This is a genomic window from Tenacibaculum larymnensis (assembly GCF_028829235.1).
In the GTDB taxonomy this organism is placed as follows: domain Bacteria; phylum Bacteroidota; class Bacteroidia; order Flavobacteriales; family Flavobacteriaceae; genus Polaribacter; species Polaribacter larymnensis.
On the sequence record NZ_JAIWJY010000006.1, the window covers coordinates 206,506 to 224,831 of the forward strand.

Below are 18,326 nucleotides of genomic sequence, written 5' to 3' on the forward strand. Positions count from 1 at the left end.
AGTATTATAACTCTCAAGTATTTGAGAACAAAAATTAAAAACCACATGAATAGTATAGAAAATTTACAATGGCGATACGCTGTTAAAAAATTTGACAAACATAAATTTCTTTCTGAAGAACAAATCAATATTTTAAAAGAAGCTTTTAATTTAACTGCTACTTCTTATGGATTACAACCTGTAAAAATGGTTGTGGTTAAAAACAAAGATTTACAACAACAATTGGTAGCACATTCTTGGAATCAACACCAAGTTGCACAGGCTTCTCATTTATTGGTATTATGTACCCCTAAAGAACTTACTACTAAAGATGTTGAGAGCTATTTTAAATTAGTAAAAGACATTAGAAACACACCCGATGAAATTTTAAATCCGTTCAAAGAGTTTTTAACTAACGATATAGAAAGTAAATCTCCTGAAGTATTATTCCATTGGATGAAAAACCAAGCATATATTGCTTTAGGAAATCTAATGACAGTTGCTGCTAATGAAAAAATTGACAGTTGCCCTATGGAAGGTTTTGTTCCTGAAAAATATGATGAAATTTTAGAATTAGATAAATACAACTTACAGTCAGTTTTAGTATTACCTGTTGGTTTTAGAGCAGAAGATGACTACATGAAAAACTTAAAAAAAGTTCGTAGAAAAACCGAAGAAGTAGTTATTGAGCTTTCTTAGACAATGCTAATTATGAATTACGAATGATAATTTTAGTACATTCGTAATTCATAATTTAACTATATGCAACCATTACATATACTACTCCTTATTTTAGCCTATTTTGGTGTATTAATTCTTATCTCATACATAACAGGTAAATCGGCAAATAATCAAACATTTTTTAAAGCAAACAACTCATCTCCATGGTATTTAGTAGCCTTTGGTATGATTGGAGCATCATTATCTGGAGTTACTTTTATTTCGGTTCCTGGCTGGGTTGAAGGTGACAAAATGAGTTATATGCAAATGGTACTAGGCTATGTATTAGGTTATGCCGTAATTGGATTGGTGCTACTTCCACTATATTACCGATTAAATTTAACTTCAATTTACACCTATTTAGAAGGACGTTTTGGTAGATATTCGTATAAAACTGGGGCTTCTTTTTTCTTACTTTCAAGAACTATTGGTGCTGCCTTTCGCTTGTTTTTAGTGGCAAATGTATTACAGTTAATTTTGTTTGATGCTTATGGAATTCCGTTTTGGGTAACGGTAACCATTACCATTTTACTTATATGGCTATATACTTTTAAAGGAGGTATAAAAACTATTGTATGGACAGACACTTTACAAACGTTGTTTATGCTAATTGCTGTTGGAGTTTGTATTGTAATGATAAAAGATAAAATGCAAATTGATAATTTGTTTTCGTATGTAACAGACAATAGCTTATCTAAAACTTTCTTTTTTGACGATGTAAAGGCTGGTAATTATTTTTGGAAACAATTCTTTTCAGGAGCTTTTATTTCAATTGTGATGACAGGTTTAGATCAAGACATGATGCAAAAAAACTTGACTTGCCGCAATTTAAAAGATGCTCAAAAAAACATGTTTTGGTTTACCATTGTGCTAGTCATTGTTAACTTCTTCTTCTTAGCTTTAGGAATCCTGTTAACTGATTATGCTACAGCAAATGAACTAAACGCTCATAAAGACAATTTATTCCCTACTATAGCAATGAGTGGTGATTTAGGATTGGCTACTTCTCTATTCTTTTTACTTGGTTTAATTGCAGCTGCTTATTCTAGTGCAGATAGTGCTTTAACTTCGTTAACTACGTCCTTTAGTATTGATATTCTAGAAATTGACAAGAAAGATAGCGAAGAAGAAAAAGAGAAAATACGAAAGAAAATCCATGTACTATTCTCTTTTATTTTAGTCGCTACCATCTTAATTTTTAAATATTTTATTGCTAACGAGAGTGTAATTGCTAAAATATTCCAATTTGCTGGTTATACTTACGGGCCGTTACTAGGTTTATATGCTTTCGGACTATTTACTAAATTAAACATAAAAGACAAGTTAGTTCCTATCATTTGCTTAATAGCTCCAGTGTTAACCTATGCAATTAGTTTTTACAGCAAAGAAAAACTCGGGTTTGACTTTGGATTCTTTGTATTGATATTAAACGGATTCTTAACTTTCTTAGGATTATTAGCTATTAAAACATCAAAAAATGGCTAAAAAAGGAAAAGCAAAAAATACCGTAAACAAAGCGAAGCATACGCGCTTGATGAAGCAGAAAGAAAATAAACTTCGTTTAGAAAAACAACGTACCAAAGAACGTTTAAAGGCAATTATTAAAAAAGTAAACGAACAAAAAGAAAATGACAGTTCAACAAATAATTAAAAAGTTTGACTTAACGGAACATCCTGAAGGCGGTTTTTATAAAGAAACTTACAGAAGCAACGGAGTTATTAAAAACGAACACTTAAATTCTAACTTCTTAGGTGATAGAAACTACAGCACTTGTATTTATTTTTTATTGACTTCTGAAAAATTTTCTGCCTTTCATAAAATCAATCAAGATGAAATTTGGCATTTTTATAAAGGAAGTACTTTAAAACTACATATGATATCTCCCGAAGGAAACTACTCTTTTGTATTGATTGGAAATAACATAGAAAATGATGAGCAACCACAATTTGTGGTCCCTGCTGGTTACTGGTTTGCTGCGGAAGTTAGTAAAGAAAACTCATATGCTTTTACAGGTTGTACCGTTGCCCCTGGATTTGATTTCAACGATTTTGTATTACCTAAAAGAGAAGAGCTTATACTATTATTCCCTGAGCATAAAGAAATAGTAACTAAATTAACTCACATTTAATGTTTCTTTTCATAAAGAAAAGCTATTTTTATTCCCTTTATTAAACAAATTAAATTACCATTATGAACAAGAAACTTTTATTATCAATTGCTTTTACTATTCTAATATCTTCTTTGGGGTTTTCTCAAAAAATAAAATTAAAAAAAGGAAAAGTACTAGTAGACGGAAAAGAAATTTTAAAATATGAAAAAAGAGGTCTTGGTACCGAAATAACTTTTTACTCTCTTATTAATGATAACGAAGTTGCAGATATGAAAATAGAAGATAACGGAACTCTTCATTTTCAAGACGATGATTATAGAAAAATGTTTTTCTCTGAAGATGAAATAAAAATTGAAACTAGTAGCTTTAATGGGAGAGGATGGAAATATGTTATAAAACAATTATTAAAAAGTAAAGTTCTTAACATAAAGGGAGAAATAGATTATGAAAGACTTAAGAAGTTTGCTAAAAAACATGATGAAAACATAACTAATAGAACTGTACGATTCTAAATTTAAAAAACCTGAGTTATAACTCAGGTTTTTTCTTTTAAGCATTATTTACTATTACATAAACGCTATTTGTAATCCCATCAATATAAATATTGCACCTGATACTTTGTTTAGTCTTACGCCTATTTTTTCGTTCTCTTTAATTTTCGTTGAAAATGATCCTGCAAACGATGTTAAAACTAAATACCAAACAGTAGTCATCGTTGCATAAATTACTCCTAAAATAATAAAAGGAACTGGATTTTCTATTTCTGTTGGACTTATAAACTGCGGAAAAAAAGCTATAAAGAATAATGCAACTTTCGGGTTTAATATATTAGTGACAAACCCTGATGTAAAACTACTTTTTGCTGAATCTTTCTTTTGTTCTTCATTCGTTTCAGCTATTAATCCTTTTTTTGACATCACTTTTGCTACTCCTAAATAAACTAAATAAGCCGCTCCTAAATACTTAATCAATGCAAAAAACAATGCTGATTTGGCTATCATAATTGACAAACCCAATGCTCCTAACAATGTATGCACTAAAGCACCTGTGTTTAAGCCAAAGCTGGTATATACACCAGACCTTCGTCCTTGACTAATTGACTTATTAATTAAAAAAACAGTTTCTATTCCTGGTGTTAACACAAAAAGAACAGTTGCTACTAAAAATGCAATAAAATTCTCAATTCCCATTTCTTTATTTTTTAAAAATGATTACAAAGTTTTTTTTATGCAAAGCAACTGCGGTTCTCTTTATTAAAAAATACTTATTTTTGACTGATTAATGCAAAAAACGCATTAAAATGACATTTCAACAGATTCGATATTTTTTAACGCTAGCAGAAGAGTTACATTTTTGGAAAACAGCAGAGAAAGTTTACACCTCTCAATCGTCATTAAGTAGGCAAATTCAGTCTTTAGAAGAAGAATTAGGTGTTACTTTATTTGAGCGAGATAAAAGAAATGTAAAACTTACCGAGGCTGGTGTATTCCTTAAGAAAAAATGGGACGTTTTATTAGACGAGTTTGATCGCACACATCAGCATGCTAAAAAAATTGATGAAGGTTCTTCCGGGCTTGTTAGTATTGCCTACCCTGGTTCTATCTCTTACAACTATTTACCTGAATTACTCAAAATATTTTCAGAAGAGAAACCTGATTTAAAAGTAGAACTTATGGAACCTACTGACATTACACTTGAAAAACTACTTTCTAGTTATCAAATAGATTTTGCTTTTAGCAGAAATAAAGTTTTAAATACTTCTATTTTATCTGAAAGATTGTATGCTGAACCTGTTTGCCTTGTAGTTCCGAAAGATCATTGGGTAACAGAAGATTCATTTGTAGATTTAAGGGATGTAAAAGATGAAAAATTTATTCTTTCAGGTTTACATCATACAACTTATTTTTCTTCATTATTACGCAACATTTTTAATACTTACGGTTTTGAACCCCAAACTCATATTGAATCTGATTTTGGAAGTATGATTTTAAATTTAATTGGTAGAGGTTTGGGTATTTCTATTTTACCCTACTCGTATCAATTTTCATTAAATACCAATCTTCGTTTTATCACACTACCAGAAAGTACCGAACTATACATTAATTGGCGTAAAAATGACAATAGAAAGATTATTAAAAACGTTATTGACTATTCAGTAAAACTAGGTAAAAACTATAACCGAAAATTCATATAGAATCAGTCAACTTAAAATTATTAAACCACATTTATATTGAGTATTTATTTTTAAATAACTTTTTTAATATAAATTGTAAGAAAGGGAAATATAATTCGTTATTAATACAATAAAATAACAATCGGATGAATAAAATAACAATTATCATCTTTTTTCTAATAGGCTTAAGCACTACTTATGCCCAAGATTGGCAAACAGATTTTTCAAAAGCAAAAGAAATAGCTTCGCAAGAAAATAAACCTATCATCCTTGTTTTTCAAGGGTCAGATTGGTGCATTCCATGTATGAAGCTGAATAAAGAAGTTTGGAACACAAACACTTTTAAAGAGTATGCAAAAGAACATTATGTAATGTTACAAGCAGATTTTCCTAGAAAAAAGAAAAATAAATTATCTAAAGAACAACAGAACACCAATGCAAAACTGTTTGAAACTTATAACAAGAAAGGTTTCTTCCCTTTAGTTGTAGTATTAGATAAAGATGGAAAAGTATTGGGTGAAACAGGATATAAAAAAACAACTCCAGTATCATATATTGACGAATTAAATGCTTTCATTAAATAAAACAGTCTCTTTTCTTCTACTGTTTTTAGTAGTTACTAGTTATAATTACGGTCAACAAACATATCAACGTACTCTCAAACTAATGGGTAGTCGTTTTGACATTACAGTAGTTGCAAATGATTCGGCATTAGCAAACAAAAATATTGATATTGCCGTATCTGAAATTACAAGAATTGAAAAACTAATTTCTTCTTGGGATATTAACTCACAAACATCAAAAATTAACAAGAATGCAGGTATTAAACCTGTTGTCATTGATTCAGAACTATTTAAACTTATTAAAAGAGCAATCTCTATCTCAAAATTAACCGATGGTGCTTTTGATATTAGTTATGCTTCAATGGACCGAATATGGAAGTTTGATGGTAGTATGACAAAAATGCCTCCTCCTAATAAGATAAGTGCTTCTGTAGCTAAAGTTGGGTTCCAAAATATTATACTAGACAAAAGTAAAAATACTGTCTTTTTAAAAGAAAAGGGAATGAAAATTGGCTTTGGTGCTATTGGAAAAGGATACGCTGCAGATAAAGCCAAAGCATTGCTTATTTCTAAAGGTGTTTCTGCTGGTATTATCAATGCTTCAGGCGATATGAATACTTGGGGAAGTAAACCTGATGGTAAACCTTGGAAAGTTGCTATTACCAACCCTTTAAACAAAAACAAAGTATTTGCTCTTTTCCCTTTAATTAATAGTGCTGTAGTTACCTCTGGAAATTATGAGAAATTCGTAAATTTAAACGGAAAAAGATATACCCATATTATTGATCCCAGAACAGGGTATCCTTCTAGCGGAATTATTAGTGTTACTGTTTTTGCTCCTAAAGCAGAACTAGCAGACGCCTTAGCTACATCAATCTTTGTAATGGGGAAAAATGTTGGTATAAACAGAGTTAATCAATTACCAAAAATTGAATGCATTATTATTGATGATAAAGGTGAAATTTCAACCTCAAAAAATATAACGATAGACAAAATATGAAAAAATTAATAGTTGCTAGTATAAGTATTTTCTTCTGCACAAGCTGTGTGGCTGTTAAAGAATACGAAAAAATAAATATCAACGATCCTGACATGGCACTTACGGAAAAAAAATGTGATCGCTATGTAACCACTATGCATTCCTATAGAGAAGCAGCTTCTGGAGCTAATGGAGGTAAAACAGGAGGCGGTTGCGGCTGCAATTAATGTGTCAAATCTTTTAATAATTATAATTTGAAATATTTTTTATCAATAACTTTTTTGTTTACATCATTCTTTAGCTTCTCTCAACAAGCTAAAGACTCAGTTAAGGTGTACAAAAAACGTGTTTTAGAAACTACCGAAGTAGATTTTTTAACAAGCTATTATAGCCAAGATGGTGATAATGCTGCAGTAAGTGGAGGTGTTGGTACGGAGGAATTAACCGACATAACTGCCAACATTATTGTTTCTATTCCTTTAAATGATGATGATGCACTAACTTTAGACACAGGTATTTCTGCCTATACCTCAGCTTCTTCAAGTAATGTAAACCCTTTTGATAAAGGTACTGCTGACCCTTTTCAAGCATCTACAGGAGCCTCAAGTTCAGATTTATGGTTTAATTTTACAGGAAATTATAGCCATAGTTCTGATGACAGAAACCAAATTTGGGCAGCAAAAGCCTCGGTTTCTTCAGAGTTTGATTACTCTTCAATAGGTTTCGGTGGAAGTTACACGAGACTTTTTAATGAAAAAAACACTGAACTTAGTATTAGTGCTAACATATACTTAGATACTTGGAAAACTATTTACCCTTATGAATTAAGACCTTTTTCTGATGGAGGTGACGGTATAAATGATGCGTTATTTATCCAAAATACAGTTACAGGAAACCCTAATTACAATCCTATTTTTAATGATTTTTCTGATAAAGGCAGGAACTCTTATTCCTTTGGGCTAGGTTTTTCTCAAATTTTACATAAAAACGTACAAGGTTCATTAGCTTTTGATCTTACTAAGCAAAGTGGCTTGCTTTCTACTCCTTTCCAAAGAGTGTATTTTAGTGATATAGACGATTCGTTTATTGACAACTTTCAATTAGCAGATGCTAACGAAAAACTACCAAACAATAGGCTTAAGATTGCCTTAGGTGGTAGACTAAATTGGTACTTGAACGAGTTACTTACAATTCGAACTTTTTATCGTTACTATTTTGACGATTGGGGAATTAACTCTCATACAGCAAGTATTGAAATTCCTGTAAAGATTACAGATAAGTTCATATTGTACCCTTCATACCGATTTTATAACCAAACTGCGGCAGATTATTTTGCAGCTTACGAAAAACATTTGTCTACAAACAATTTTTATACCTCAGACTATGATCTTTCAAAATATTCTTCTAACCAATTTGGTTTTGGTGTTTCTTATACTGATATTTTTTCAAAAGCACATATATGGAAGTTTGGACTAAAAAGTATTGATGTGAAGTTTTATAAGTATGACAGAAATACAACTTTTAACTCAAGTTTAATTACGGCAGGGTTTAAGTTTATTATGGACTAATAAAATTCTCATAAAATAAAAGTTATATCCAATAAGAGTTTTATCCAAAACTCTATCTAAATCTTAAATCATAAGATATTCCTAAAGTGTATAGTAAAAAATATTCGCCGCGAGCAAAACTTTTTTCTTCTCTTAAAATATTTACTGATGCTTTCCAAGCATGCTTTTTACTTTTAGATGTAAATGCATATTCACCACTAATTTTTTGTGTTTTTAAATCAAAAACAACCGTTTGCTCTGTATTTACAGGAAATCTGTCAATTTCAGGGGAGAATCCTGCCCCTACTGCAATGCCAAAATAGTTATCAGCGTCACTATAATATCTACGATAGGTTAGTGTAACAGATTTACTTGTACCATTATCATTAGGTGTAAAATAAGGTCTTAATGACCAGTAACTATTTCCTGTATACCAACCTACAGACCCCGTATAAATAGTTGTTGTTTCAGAAAACTTTAGCCCTCTAAAGCCTAAAGAAACTTCTAAGCTAAATGGTAACGACTTATACAATTCTGCTCCATAACGAACCTTGGGAAACAAACTAGAATTTGAAAAACCTGCACTCACATATGCATATAAACCATCTGTTATTCTTGGGTATAAGTCTACTTCATATTGTAAATTATCTGTATCAAAACGTCTTGAGTAGTTTATTTTAGCTATAATACTCCCATATTTTGTTTGTCTTGTATAATTAAGTGTGCTGTAGTGAGATGCATCTCTTTCATTTTTATTATATAAAACTGTTGAATAACTCAGTCCAACGCTATTAAAACGCAATGTATTGATTAAGCTTTCTTTGTAAGAAATTGCTTTAGAATTGTTAGCATCAATACTAATTATTTTATCTAGCGTTATTAAAGCTTCTTCTGGGTTTTGTAGTTTTTCTTCTGACTTTGCTTTTAGGTATAATAAATCTGTGTCATCTGGAAAATATGATAATGCTTTTTTCACCAAGTCATTTGCTTTATATGGCAGTGAAGCGTACAACTCGTTTTTAATTGTTGCTATCCAATCATTTTTCCTTTTTGGATCTTTTTTCAACACATATTCAAACTCTTTTCTAGCTTCTTTATAGTTTCCATCCCAAGAATAAGTACTTGCCAAAAAGGAACGCACATCTAAATAATTTGGATATTTTGTTAAAATAAATCGTAAGGTATCTTGAGCTTCCTTTCGTTGTTTATTAAAAGTCATTTTTCTCGCTTTTTCAAAAGCTACATCAGGGTCACCTTGAAATACTTTCTGTTGTGAAAAAACAGAGCACACAAACAAAGTTAACAGTATACAAAGGTGATACTTTATACTTTTTAGGATCATTCTTTTAATGCTTTTTCTAATTCTACATACTCTTTATTGTCTGGATAAATTGTTAAGAGACTATCCATAATTTTTAATGCCTGATTTTTTTGTTTCAATCGTTGGTGTGCTTTTGCTAGCTTAAAACTTATGTCTGGGTTTTTGACTTCATTTGCATAAGCTTCTTTAGCTACAGCTATACTTTTACTTTCTTGACCAGACCACCAGTATAAATCTAACAAAGCAACATATGTATCATCATAAAACGGATGCCTTTCAACTGCATTTAACAAGAGTTTTTCTGCTTCTTTATATTCTCCATCCCAAGACAAAGTTCTAGCCTTTAAAATTCTTGTATCTGCATGATTTGGCATATTATTTAAGATGAAATCGCATAATAGTCTCGCTCCCGCCCTATCTCCATCAAAAGCCTTTGATCTTGCTATTAAAAACACCTCATCAAACGTTTTTCCTTCTGTTATTTCTCTTATACTTTTTTGTTCTTCTTCTGTAAATTGAATTTTGGATTGTTTTTTTTCATAAATAACATCTGGGTAAATTTTATCTTGCTGAGTTACATATTTATTGATTGCTTTAAACTCTTCAAAAGACTTTTTTACCTCGGTAAGTATTTTTCCATCATTAATTTTATGGGTATCGAAAGCTTTATCTATTTTATACAAATCTCCATCAGAAAGTAAATATTCTCCATCAATAAAATCTTTCAAACCTCCTTTGTAACGCATTAAGCCTATTTGATGAATATTTCTAAATCTTTTTGTGGTATCTAAACCTATTCCTACCCACGCAGTTTCTTTTAATGGTTCTAGCATATAGTTATTCGTTAAAAAGGAATAGAGACTCGGAGCTATATCTAAATGAGAAGAGACAGATTTAAAGCGTTCCGCTTTTTTCAACATGGAACTATATATTAGCAACGGTACATGAAACCTACACAGTTTATCTTTTTGTTCTATCGGAATTAATCTATGATCACCCGTAATCACAAAAATTGTATTATCAAAATCTTCTCTTTCTTTATAACTCTCCATAAAGTTTTTTAGAGAGTTATCACTGTAAAGTAGTGTTGCATAAATATCTTTTTTATTTTCTATTTCTCTTTTAGAAACTCCAAAAACCCGTGATGTATTTAATATACTGTCTACTTTCTTTTTATAGATTTCTTTCTCTGGAAACACAAAAGGTTCGTGATTACTAAGTGTTGCTATCACATCTAACCTAGGCTGCTTTTTATTTTTTAAAGTACTTACAACTTTTTTAAACATTTCTGCGTCTGGATAGCCCCAAGAAAAACCATCTACTCCACCTGTTTTTACATATGACGGTCCATATTTATTTTCGTCAACAATAAAATCAACGCTATTATATTCTAAAAAGTTAATGATTTTATCAAAGCTAGATTGGGTTCCTGTATAATACGAAGTTGTATACCCGTTTGCTTTTAATATATTAAATAGCGATAGGTGTGATGGTGTTTTGGGTATTTCTAAAAAACCTGTGTCTCCAAAAGGTAACGATCCAAGTAGTGAAGGTAGTACCCCAAAGGTTCGACCGGTGTTACTAACAAAATTCTCCCAATATAACGATTGTGTTATTAGGTTATCTAAATATGGAGTAAATCCGCTATATGAATTGCCATCTACAAACTCACTCCCTAATCCTTCCATTATAATTATAACTATATTAGGTTTTTGCAATTTTGTATTAAAAAAAGCTCCTAACACATCTTTTGTTTCTTCTGATGGTTTTAAAAAGGGATACTCTTTTATTTCTCCTGGTTGATAGCTGTATGTTTGTGCTTCGTCTAATTTAAATTTTAAAATATCTGTTGCTAAAAAACTTATTTTATTTTGATATTTAGCTTCATTAAATTCTAAACTAAAGAGCCTTAATAGTACTGCCACTATTAGCAACCCTAGAGCTGTTTTAAGAAAAAGCTTTTCTGGTATTTTCTTTTTGAACAGGTAAACAACTACTAAAAATAATAACGGAATTACTAGGAAAAGTAGATAGTTGACAACAGAAAACGATTCTGAAGATTCAATAGTTTTATAAATATCGTCATACGAATACCCTAAAAGATCTGCTCCTAAGTTTAACAGAGTAGTTGTACTATATTTTACTAAAGAAAACTCTCCTATAACAAGAAATACTCCTAGGGCTATGGCTGTTATTTCCGCTATTTTTTTATTTCCTAGCCCTACTAAATAATATATTGGCAAAAACAACACTCCTATTGTTACAACTGTTATAAAAGCATGTAATAGCTTATACATAACAAGTTTTGCAACATAAATTATTGTATGTGTTTCTTTAAAACTAACAAAAACCTCTACTACACCCAGTAACCAAAACATTACTAATAATGCTGCAAGTACTTTTAAATATATTAATAGGCTTTTTTTCATAATTCATTACTTGTTACTCAATCCTTTTCTAGTCATTTTTCCCCATTTAAGCTTTTTATTAAAATAGTAGTCTTTATTTCCTTTTAGCGCTGCATATAAGACTACTGGATGCAAAAGAAATGGTTCTATAAATGCTGACTTTATTAACTGAAAGCCTACTCCCCTTTTTTTATATTGGTGAAAGCTAAATTCTTCTGAAAAAATTGCTAATAAGGTGTAAATTACTGAAGAAAAATAGGCTACCAAGAAAAATCCAAGTACGTAATTCCAGTGAACACTTCCTATAAAAAGTAAAACTGTAAAATATATAATTCCTAATACTTCAATTATAGGCGCTAGTCGCTCAAAAAGAAACCAATAAGGAAAACTTAACATTCCTAAAACTCTATATTTTGGGTTGAATCCTATTACTCTGTGTGTTTTTAATGTTTCAATTGTTCCTCTTGTCCATCTATTTCGTTGTGATATAAATGTTCTATAACTTTCTGGAGCTTCCGTCCAACATAAAGGATCTGGAATATATGCTACTTTATATTTTTTGTTTTGCTCTTCCATATACCTACGCATTCGAACAACAATTTCCATATCTTCTCCAACTGTTTCTGTACTATATCCGCCTACTTTAATGGCTATGTTTTTATCGAACATTCCAAACGCTCCTGAAATTACCAACAATCCATTTAATTTACTCCATGCCATTCTACCCAATAAAAAAGATCGTAAGTATTCTAGTATTTGTAATCTAACTAAGGTTGCTTTTGGGTAGTTTATATCTATTAATTTCCCGTTTTTTATAATACATGAGTTAGCTATTCTTATAACTCCTCCAGATGCAATTACTTTTCTATCTGTATATTCTAAAAAAGGCTTAATCATTTTTTGTAGTGAGTCTTCCATCAGCAGGCAATCTACATCAATACAAGCCACATAATCATTTTTACTAATGTTTAGCCCTACATTAAGGGCATCTGCTTTTCCTCCATTTTCTTTATCTACTACAATAAGTCTTTCAAAGGCTGGGTTTTTTGATTTAAAAACTCCTGCCCTTATTGGTTTTGTTTTGATACGTTCATTAATTAGATATTCTACCTTCTCTAAATTGTAAGCTTTAATTAACTTTTCTAAACTATCATCTGTACTTCCATCATTAACTATAATTACATCATAATCTGCATAGTGAGTAGAAAGCAATGACCTTACATTTTCTACAATATTTAAACTTTCATTATAGGCTGGAGCAATTATTGAAATGCCTGGTGCTAACCTTGATGATAAGATTTCTTTGTAATTAACAAAGCTATTTTTTCGTAAATATGAAATTGTTTCTTTTCTAGAGTAAACTGCTAGTATCCCGTAGGATACTAAAACCAAAAACGAGTATCCTAAAAATAAAAAGTGAATGATTAACAATATGTAATATGCAACACTTGAAGTATCCATAGTTTTCTTTTTTTACTGGGTATTTTCTAAAAAATCAATAACCTTAAAATTCCCTAGCCTACTTATTTCATTTTTAATACCTATAAATTTAGGGGAGTCTATTTGTTTTAAAATTTTTAGGGCTAAAACTTTAATTTCAAAAACGTTACTGGTAACATATTTTAAAACAAAAGGCTCTTCTTCTTTTGCTCCCATATTTTCCAACAACTTAAATACAGCTATTTGTTCTTTTACCGATAAAGTTTCATAAGTATTAATTAGCAATTCTTTTGCTTCTGTTATATACAAGTAGTTTAAAACATTTATTGTTTTAAGACGAATCTCACTATTTTTATGCTGTATTAGTTGTAGTAGTTCTTCTTTTGTTCCCCTTAAATTATAAACTCTTACTAATTCAAGAGCTAATAATACAACATAATCATTTTTAGAGTTTAACCACTTACCAGCATCGGGGGTTTCTTGAGATTTTATTCCTTGTAATGCGTCTAAAATTCCTATTCGATCCCAAACGGAAATTGATGACTTTAAGTTATCTAAAAAATCAAGTCCTTTAAAACCAAATAAATTTATAAAGTATAAATAGGCTTGTCTACGAACCTCCATTTTAGAATGATTAATACACTTCGCTACTTCATTTTGAGCTTCTAATACTTTAAACCTTCTTAAATCTCTAATTCCTATTGCTATTATATGCCATTTACTACTTTTTAGCTTAGATAAGGCTCGCGTGTCTAGCTCTAATTTTTTATACAACTGATTAATTATATCAATCATATTACCAGAAACTTCTCCTTTTAATTTTAAAAGTGTATTAACAAATGTTTTTCTGTTTATACTGGTTATTAAACTGAGTTTTATTTGTGAGACAATCTTTTTCTGAGTACTGTTTACTTCTTTACTATCTTCACATGCATATAGGTAGTCTACAATATAAATTTCATATTGCTCACTCTGATTTTTAACAAATGCTTCTTTTTTTCTCAAACGAAATCTTACCACTTTTAAAAATAGGACAAGACTTAGTAAAATAAAAAAGAAGACTATAGTAAGTATCCAGATTATTTTGGCAATAGACGGAAGGCCTTTTAAAAAAGAATCGATAAATTGAGGGGGGACCATAAAGTTGAGGGATAAGTTTATTTTACATAAGCATTCGTTTTACCCTTATCACTAACTCATTAGGCATTAATGGTTTTACCATAAAATCATTAGCACCTAAATTAAACGCTTGCGTTACCATTTCTTCTTGACCTGAAGCCGAAAAAACAAGAATAGGGACATCCATTTTTAATACATTTCTAACATGACTTATAACTTCCAAACCAGAAAGGTAATCCATCATTATATCTGTTAAAATCAAATCAGGTTGATGAGCTTCTATGAGTTCAATTGCCTTTTTTCCATCTTCAGCAACAAACAACTCATAACCTTCCTTTTCTAATTTCAATTTAATTAATAATAAAAACACTGAGTTATCCTCAGCTATAACAATTTTCTTTTCCTTGCTCATTAAATTATTATTTACATACTTTTTTTACTAATTTTATAGAAAAATCACACTTAATACTCAAATATAACAAAAATATGCTAGTTTAACTACTTAATTACCTGTAATAAAACTGTGTTTAAAAAACTGTCCCCCATGTTAAAAAACAATTGTTTTCATAGCGAAATTGTTGATTTAGATTTTCTAAATAGGAATCTTTCTGATGATATTGACTTGTATGTTGAAATGATTTCTGTCTTCTTAACAGAAAGTAAAAAGAAAATTGCTACTCTAAAAAAAGCTAGTGATGAAGAAGATTTTACTTTAATTAAAGAAGTTGCTCATTTTTTAAAGTCTTCCTTTACCATTATGGGGCTAAAATCTAAAAATTTGCTTATTGAAATTGAAGAATTAAGCTCACAATCAAAAGATATTAAACGAATAAAACTGCTTATAAATTCAGTTATAGATAATTATCACGAAAGCATTATTGAGTATGAGAGAATGCTCTCTTGCTTTTCTAAAAACAATAATTAACCTACTTACAGAGTCCCTCACTACATGAAATCACAAAAACTTAAGTACATAAGTTACTTGTTCACATATTTAGTTTTGTTTTTTAGTCTTTTGACTATGCTCGAGTGGTTTTTTCATAAACAACTCGTATTTACAATTAATAAAAATGGGGCTACAACTAAGTTTAATACTGCCTTATTATTTTTTCTATCTATAATAAGTTTAATTATTTGTAGAATAAAACAACGCGAATACAGAAAACCTTTCTTTATTCTAACATACACCATACTATTTATTAGTACTTTAACTCTTATAGAATATATTTTTAGGATTAACTTATATATAGACAACCTATTTGTAAAAGATACTTTTACAGCAGTTAACCCAGGAAGAATGTCTGAAGCTACAGCAGTATGTTTTATTTTCTTTTCTATTGGACTTACAGGTCTAAAATCAACCAATAGAGCTTATATAGCAACTACTCAACATGTTGCCCTTGTAACCTCTGTTGTTTCGTTAATTAGTATCCTTTATTTTATTTTAGGAATCCCGATGGAATCAAAAATTGGTTTCTTCAGAACCATGTCTATCCAAACAGCAGTATCTTTTATTTTTATTTCATTTTTATTAGTATTTAAATCGTATAACATTGGGTTTAAAGAAACTATTTTAGGAAACAGCGATGGTAGCAAATCTCTTCAAAGACTACTACCTTTTATTATTCTTATTCCTTTTTTCTTGAGCTTTTTAATGTTAACCCTAATAAATGAAAATATTATTGGAGCACAATCTGGTATCATTGTATACACTTTAGTACTTATTCTTTCTGGTTTTTTATATACTTACATTATATCTATAGGGTTAAATAAATCTGACTATCTAAGAAGGGTATTAGAAAAGAGTCTAATTCATAAAAACTCAGAATTATTACAGTTTAAAGAAGCTTTAGATAAAATAGCTATTGTTGCTATTACAGATGAAAACACATTTATTAAATATGTAAACGATAAGTTTTGTGAAATTTCTAAATATTCTAGAGAAGAAATCCTAGGGCACACAAATGAAATTGTTCGTTCAGATTACCATCCAGACTCATTTTTTACAGAAGCTTGGTTAACAGTGTCCTCAGGAAAACCATGGTTTGGAGAAGTAAAAAATAGAGCTAAAGACGGTTCGTTGTATTGGACAGAAACTGCCATTGTTCCTTTGAAGAAAAGAACTGACTATATTAGAGAGTATATGGCTATTCAGTTAGATATTACAAAGCGTAAAGAAGCCGAAGAATTACTTGCTTCTAAATATGTAAAAACCTTAGAGCAAAAAAATCAAGAGTTAGAGCAATTTAGCTATATTACTTCTCACGATTTACAGGAACCTTTAAGAACTATTGCTGCTTTTTCTGACATACTTTATGAAGAATACAACAATCAATTAGACGACAATGCTAAACAACTTTTTCTTTTTATAAAAAAAGCAACTAGTAGAATGAGTAGTTTAATTAAAAACTTATTAGATTATTCTAGGTTAGGTCGTCAAAGAGAAATATCTAAAGTAAACTGTAATCTTCTGGTTAGTGATATTATAGAAGACTTAAACAGTAGCATTAAACAAAACAAAGCAACTATAGAATATAGTGATTTACCCATTATTGACGCTTATCCAACAGAACTTAGGTTATTATTTCAGAACCTTATTAGTAATGCTATAAAATTTTCTAAAAAAGATATTCCTCCTGAAGTTTCAATTAGAGCAAAAAAGAAAGACCATGCATGGAAATTCTATGTAAAAGACAATGGTATTGGAATACCTGAGCAATTTCAAAAAAAGATTTTTTCAATCTTTCAACGCCTACATTCAGAAAATGAATATGAAGGTACCGGAATTGGTCTTGCACATTGCCATAAGATAGTAGGAATGCATGGAGGAGAAATCGGAGTTAAGTCTAAACTAGGAAAAGGTAGTACCTTTTTCTTTACAATACCAAACCAATAATTATGAAAAAACTACACACTATTTTATTAATCGATGACGATCCTGCAACCAACTTTCTTCATAAGTTAATTATAGAAAAAGAAAACTGTACTGAACATGTTGTATGTAAACAAAGTGCTGAAGAAGCTCTTGTATATTTAAAATCTAAAGTTGATGACAAATCTCCTCATCCTGAGCTTATTTTTTTAGATATTAATATGCCTAAAATGAATGGATGGGATTTCTTAGAAGAGTATAAAAAGTTTGATAAAAATCGACAAGCTAAAAAGATTGTTATTATGCTTACTACATCTTTAGATCCTAATGACAGAGAAAAAGCTAAATCTATTAATCAAATAAATGAGTTTCAATCAAAACCTTTAACTTCAGATAAACTAAAAAGTATTTTAGCTTCAAATTTTCCAACAAAATTTAATCACTCTTAAAAATAAAAAATCCCAGTTAACAGTTAACTGGGATCCTATAAAATGTCTTTCTAAAAACTATTGGTCAATTGAACCTAAAACGCGTTTCATAAAGTTATTTAACGCTTCTTTTTTAGGTGTTCCGTCTTTTATCATTTTATCAACTTCAATTGCTCCGTACATATTAGAGATTAACTCTCCTATTACGTCTAATTCTTCGTCTTTTAACGATGGAACCTCAGTTAAAGCTTCAAGAGTTTCAATAGTTTCTAGTACGTAGTCTTGATCGTTTTCTTCAATAAATGAAGTTAAGTGTTTAATTACAGGTAATTTCATAATTAAGCTACTTCGTTTACTAAATCTTTCAACACATCAAACTTGTTAGTTTGAGTTTGATTTACAAATTTACCATCAATAAAAGTAGCAAAAGTAGGTAAGTTACTTACATCTGCAAGTTTTCTACTTTCTGGAAACTTCTCTGCGTCAGCTATTACAAAAACCATATCTTCATTTTCAGAAGATAATTTTTTAAATTTAGGTTTCATAATACGACAGTTACCACACCAAGTAGCTGAAAACTGTACTACTACTTTTTTATTACCTGCAACAACCTCTGATAAATTGTCTTGACTCAATTCTTGTACCATAGTTTCTTAATATTATCAA

Annotated in this window: 21 protein-coding genes; 13 read left to right on the forward strand and 8 right to left on the reverse strand. The window is 30.0% G+C overall.

Features of this window, described 5'->3' with window-relative positions; translation table 11 throughout:
- Positions 1-45: 45 nt before the first annotated feature.
- The 5 genes from LCI24_RS10750 (at position 46) to LCI24_RS10770 (ending at position 3,322) form a co-directional block, all read left to right on the forward strand.
- Entirely contained in the window at positions 46-678 is a 633-nt protein-coding gene (locus tag LCI24_RS10750) for an NAD(P)H-dependent oxidoreductase (RefSeq protein WP_274640368.1), read from the forward strand.
- Between the two features lie 63 nt (positions 679-741).
- On the forward strand, positions 742-2,184 hold the full coding sequence (locus LCI24_RS10755) for a sodium:solute symporter (protein ID WP_274640369.1): 1,443 nt from the start codon (positions 742-744) through the stop codon (positions 2,182-2,184).
- Positions 2,177-2,350 (forward strand): hypothetical protein, encoded by a 174-nt coding sequence (locus LCI24_RS10760; RefSeq protein WP_274640370.1) that lies wholly within the window; start codon positions 2,177-2,179, stop codon positions 2,348-2,350. The genes LCI24_RS10755 and LCI24_RS10760 overlap by 8 nt, the downstream gene beginning before the upstream one ends.
- Complete coding sequence (locus LCI24_RS10765; protein ID WP_274640371.1) at positions 2,328-2,828, forward strand: cupin domain-containing protein; 501 nt, start codon at positions 2,328-2,330, stop codon at positions 2,826-2,828. The genes LCI24_RS10760 and LCI24_RS10765 overlap by 23 nt, the downstream gene beginning before the upstream one ends.
- Before the next feature lie 62 nt (positions 2,829-2,890).
- Positions 2,891-3,322, forward strand: coding sequence for a hypothetical protein (locus LCI24_RS10770; RefSeq protein ID WP_274640372.1), 432 nt, complete (start codon positions 2,891-2,893; stop codon positions 3,320-3,322).
- A 54-nt stretch (positions 3,323-3,376) separates the two neighbouring features.
- Here the strand turns inward: LCI24_RS10770 and LCI24_RS10775 are convergent, their stop codons facing one another.
- Positions 3,377-4,000: a LysE family translocator gene (locus LCI24_RS10775; protein ID WP_274640373.1), complete on the reverse strand. Its 624-nt coding sequence runs from the start codon at positions 3,998-4,000 to the stop codon at positions 3,377-3,379.
- 110 nt (positions 4,001-4,110) lie between these two features.
- Here LCI24_RS10775 and LCI24_RS10780 point away from each other — a divergent pair, with 110 nt between their 5' ends.
- The 5 genes from LCI24_RS10780 (at position 4,111) to LCI24_RS10800 (ending at position 8,093) form a co-directional block, all read left to right on the forward strand.
- Positions 4,111-5,004, forward strand: coding sequence for a LysR family transcriptional regulator (locus LCI24_RS10780; RefSeq protein ID WP_274640374.1), 894 nt, complete (start codon positions 4,111-4,113; stop codon positions 5,002-5,004).
- Between the two features lie 125 nt (positions 5,005-5,129).
- Entirely contained in the window at positions 5,130-5,567 is a 438-nt protein-coding gene (locus tag LCI24_RS10785) for a thioredoxin family protein (RefSeq protein ID WP_274640375.1), read from the forward strand.
- Complete coding sequence (locus LCI24_RS10790) at positions 5,551-6,546, forward strand: FAD:protein FMN transferase (RefSeq protein ID WP_274640376.1); 996 nt, start codon at positions 5,551-5,553, stop codon at positions 6,544-6,546. Before LCI24_RS10785 ends, LCI24_RS10790 begins: the two co-directional genes overlap by 17 nt.
- Entirely contained in the window at positions 6,543-6,752 is a 210-nt protein-coding gene (locus LCI24_RS10795) for a DUF4266 domain-containing protein (RefSeq protein ID WP_099214035.1), read from the forward strand. Before LCI24_RS10790 ends, LCI24_RS10795 begins: the two co-directional genes overlap by 4 nt.
- A gap of 27 nt (positions 6,753-6,779) precedes the next feature.
- A complete protein-coding gene (locus LCI24_RS10800; RefSeq protein WP_420802993.1) occupies positions 6,780-8,093 on the forward strand; it encodes a DUF3570 domain-containing protein in 1,314 nt (437 codons plus the stop codon).
- Positions 8,094-8,145: 52 nt separating this feature from the next.
- Here LCI24_RS10800 and LCI24_RS10805 read toward each other — a convergent pair whose 3' ends face one another.
- The 5 genes from LCI24_RS10805 to LCI24_RS10825 all read right to left on the reverse strand — a co-directional run bounded on the left by LCI24_RS10805 (position 8,146) and on the right by LCI24_RS10825 (position 14,772).
- Complete coding sequence (locus LCI24_RS10805) at positions 8,146-9,291, reverse strand: YaiO family outer membrane beta-barrel protein (protein ID WP_274640377.1); 1,146 nt, start codon at positions 9,289-9,291, stop codon at positions 8,146-8,148.
- 119 nt (positions 9,292-9,410) lie between these two features.
- Positions 9,411-11,822, reverse strand: a complete 2,412-nt coding sequence (locus LCI24_RS10810; protein ID WP_274640378.1) for a sulfatase-like hydrolase/transferase — start codon at positions 11,820-11,822, stop codon at positions 9,411-9,413.
- A gap of 6 nt (positions 11,823-11,828) precedes the next feature.
- On the reverse strand, positions 11,829-13,262 hold the full coding sequence (locus LCI24_RS10815; RefSeq protein ID WP_274640379.1) for a glycosyltransferase family 2 protein: 1,434 nt from the start codon (positions 13,260-13,262) through the stop codon (positions 11,829-11,831).
- A gap of 12 nt (positions 13,263-13,274) precedes the next feature.
- On the reverse strand, positions 13,275-14,246 hold the full coding sequence (locus tag LCI24_RS10820; RefSeq protein WP_274640380.1) for a HEAT repeat domain-containing protein: 972 nt from the start codon (positions 14,244-14,246) through the stop codon (positions 13,275-13,277).
- Between the two features lie 157 nt (positions 14,247-14,403).
- Positions 14,404-14,772, reverse strand: a complete 369-nt coding sequence (locus LCI24_RS10825; protein ID WP_274640381.1) for a response regulator — start codon at positions 14,770-14,772, stop codon at positions 14,404-14,406.
- A 132-nt stretch (positions 14,773-14,904) separates the two neighbouring features.
- Here LCI24_RS10825 and LCI24_RS10830 point away from each other — a divergent pair, with 132 nt between their 5' ends.
- From LCI24_RS10830 to LCI24_RS10840, 3 genes are all read left to right on the forward strand, one after another.
- The gene (locus tag LCI24_RS10830; protein ID WP_274640382.1) at positions 14,905-15,285 is read left to right on the forward strand and encodes an Hpt domain-containing protein; all 381 of its coding nucleotides are present in this window, start codon (positions 14,905-14,907) and stop codon (positions 15,283-15,285) included.
- 96 nt (positions 15,286-15,381) lie between these two features.
- Entirely contained in the window at positions 15,382-17,256 is a 1,875-nt protein-coding gene (locus LCI24_RS10835) for a sensor histidine kinase (RefSeq protein ID WP_274640383.1), read from the forward strand.
- A 2-nt stretch (positions 17,257-17,258) separates the two neighbouring features.
- Positions 17,259-17,681 carry a response regulator gene (locus LCI24_RS10840; protein WP_274640384.1) on the forward strand — a complete coding sequence of 141 codons (423 nt, stop codon included), beginning with the start codon at positions 17,259-17,261 and terminating at the stop codon, positions 17,679-17,681.
- Between the two features lie 57 nt (positions 17,682-17,738).
- Here LCI24_RS10840 and LCI24_RS10845 read toward each other — a convergent pair whose 3' ends face one another.
- Positions 17,739-17,996, reverse strand: a complete 258-nt coding sequence (locus tag LCI24_RS10845; RefSeq protein WP_028892839.1) for a DUF6952 family protein — start codon at positions 17,994-17,996, stop codon at positions 17,739-17,741.
- A gap of 2 nt (positions 17,997-17,998) precedes the next feature.
- Positions 17,999-18,307 carry a thioredoxin family protein gene (locus LCI24_RS10850; RefSeq protein ID WP_099214027.1) on the reverse strand — a complete coding sequence of 103 codons (309 nt, stop codon included), beginning with the start codon at positions 18,305-18,307 and terminating at the stop codon, positions 17,999-18,001.
- Positions 18,308-18,326: the final 19 nt, after the last annotated feature.

Excerpts from the sequence above, each read along its gene's own strand:
- LCI24_RS10835 (WP_274640383.1), top strand. The coding sequence starts at position 15,382 with ATGCTCGAGTGGTTTTTTCATAAACAACTCGTATTTACAATTAATAAA.
- LCI24_RS10805 (WP_274640377.1), bottom strand. The coding sequence starts at position 9,291 with ATGACTTTTAATAAACAACGAAAGGAAGCTCAAGATACCTTACGATTT.
- LCI24_RS10830 (WP_274640382.1), top strand. The coding sequence starts at position 14,905 with ATGTTAAAAAACAATTGTTTTCATAGCGAAATTGTTGATTTAGATTTT.
- LCI24_RS10815 (WP_274640379.1), bottom strand. The coding sequence starts at position 13,262 with ATGGATACTTCAAGTGTTGCATATTACATATTGTTAATCATTCACTTT.
- LCI24_RS10760 (WP_274640370.1), top strand. The coding sequence starts at position 2,177 with ATGGCTAAAAAAGGAAAAGCAAAAAATACCGTAAACAAAGCGAAGCAT.
- LCI24_RS10755 (WP_274640369.1), top strand. The coding sequence starts at position 742 with ATGCAACCATTACATATACTACTCCTTATTTTAGCCTATTTTGGTGTA.
- LCI24_RS10750 (WP_274640368.1), top strand. The coding sequence starts at position 46 with ATGAATAGTATAGAAAATTTACAATGGCGATACGCTGTTAAAAAATTT.
- LCI24_RS10785 (WP_274640375.1), top strand. The coding sequence starts at position 5,130 with ATGAATAAAATAACAATTATCATCTTTTTTCTAATAGGCTTAAGCACT.
- LCI24_RS10790 (WP_274640376.1), top strand. The coding sequence starts at position 5,551 with ATGCTTTCATTAAATAAAACAGTCTCTTTTCTTCTACTGTTTTTAGTA.
- LCI24_RS10770 (WP_274640372.1), top strand. The coding sequence starts at position 2,891 with ATGAACAAGAAACTTTTATTATCAATTGCTTTTACTATTCTAATATCT.
- LCI24_RS10845 (WP_028892839.1), bottom strand. The coding sequence starts at position 17,996 with ATGAAATTACCTGTAATTAAACACTTAACTTCATTTATTGAAGAAAAC.
- LCI24_RS10850 (WP_099214027.1), bottom strand. The coding sequence starts at position 18,307 with ATGGTACAAGAATTGAGTCAAGACAATTTATCAGAGGTTGTTGCAGGT.
- LCI24_RS10810 (WP_274640378.1), bottom strand. The coding sequence starts at position 11,822 with ATGAAAAAAAGCCTATTAATATATTTAAAAGTACTTGCAGCATTATTA.
- LCI24_RS10775 (WP_274640373.1), bottom strand. The coding sequence starts at position 4,000 with ATGGGAATTGAGAATTTTATTGCATTTTTAGTAGCAACTGTTCTTTTT.
- LCI24_RS10825 (WP_274640381.1), bottom strand. The coding sequence starts at position 14,772 with ATGAGCAAGGAAAAGAAAATTGTTATAGCTGAGGATAACTCAGTGTTT.
- LCI24_RS10765 (WP_274640371.1), top strand. The coding sequence starts at position 2,328 with ATGACAGTTCAACAAATAATTAAAAAGTTTGACTTAACGGAACATCCT.
- LCI24_RS10780 (WP_274640374.1), top strand. The coding sequence starts at position 4,111 with ATGACATTTCAACAGATTCGATATTTTTTAACGCTAGCAGAAGAGTTA.
- LCI24_RS10795 (WP_099214035.1), top strand. The coding sequence starts at position 6,543 with ATGAAAAAATTAATAGTTGCTAGTATAAGTATTTTCTTCTGCACAAGC.
- LCI24_RS10840 (WP_274640384.1), top strand. The coding sequence starts at position 17,259 with ATGAAAAAACTACACACTATTTTATTAATCGATGACGATCCTGCAACC.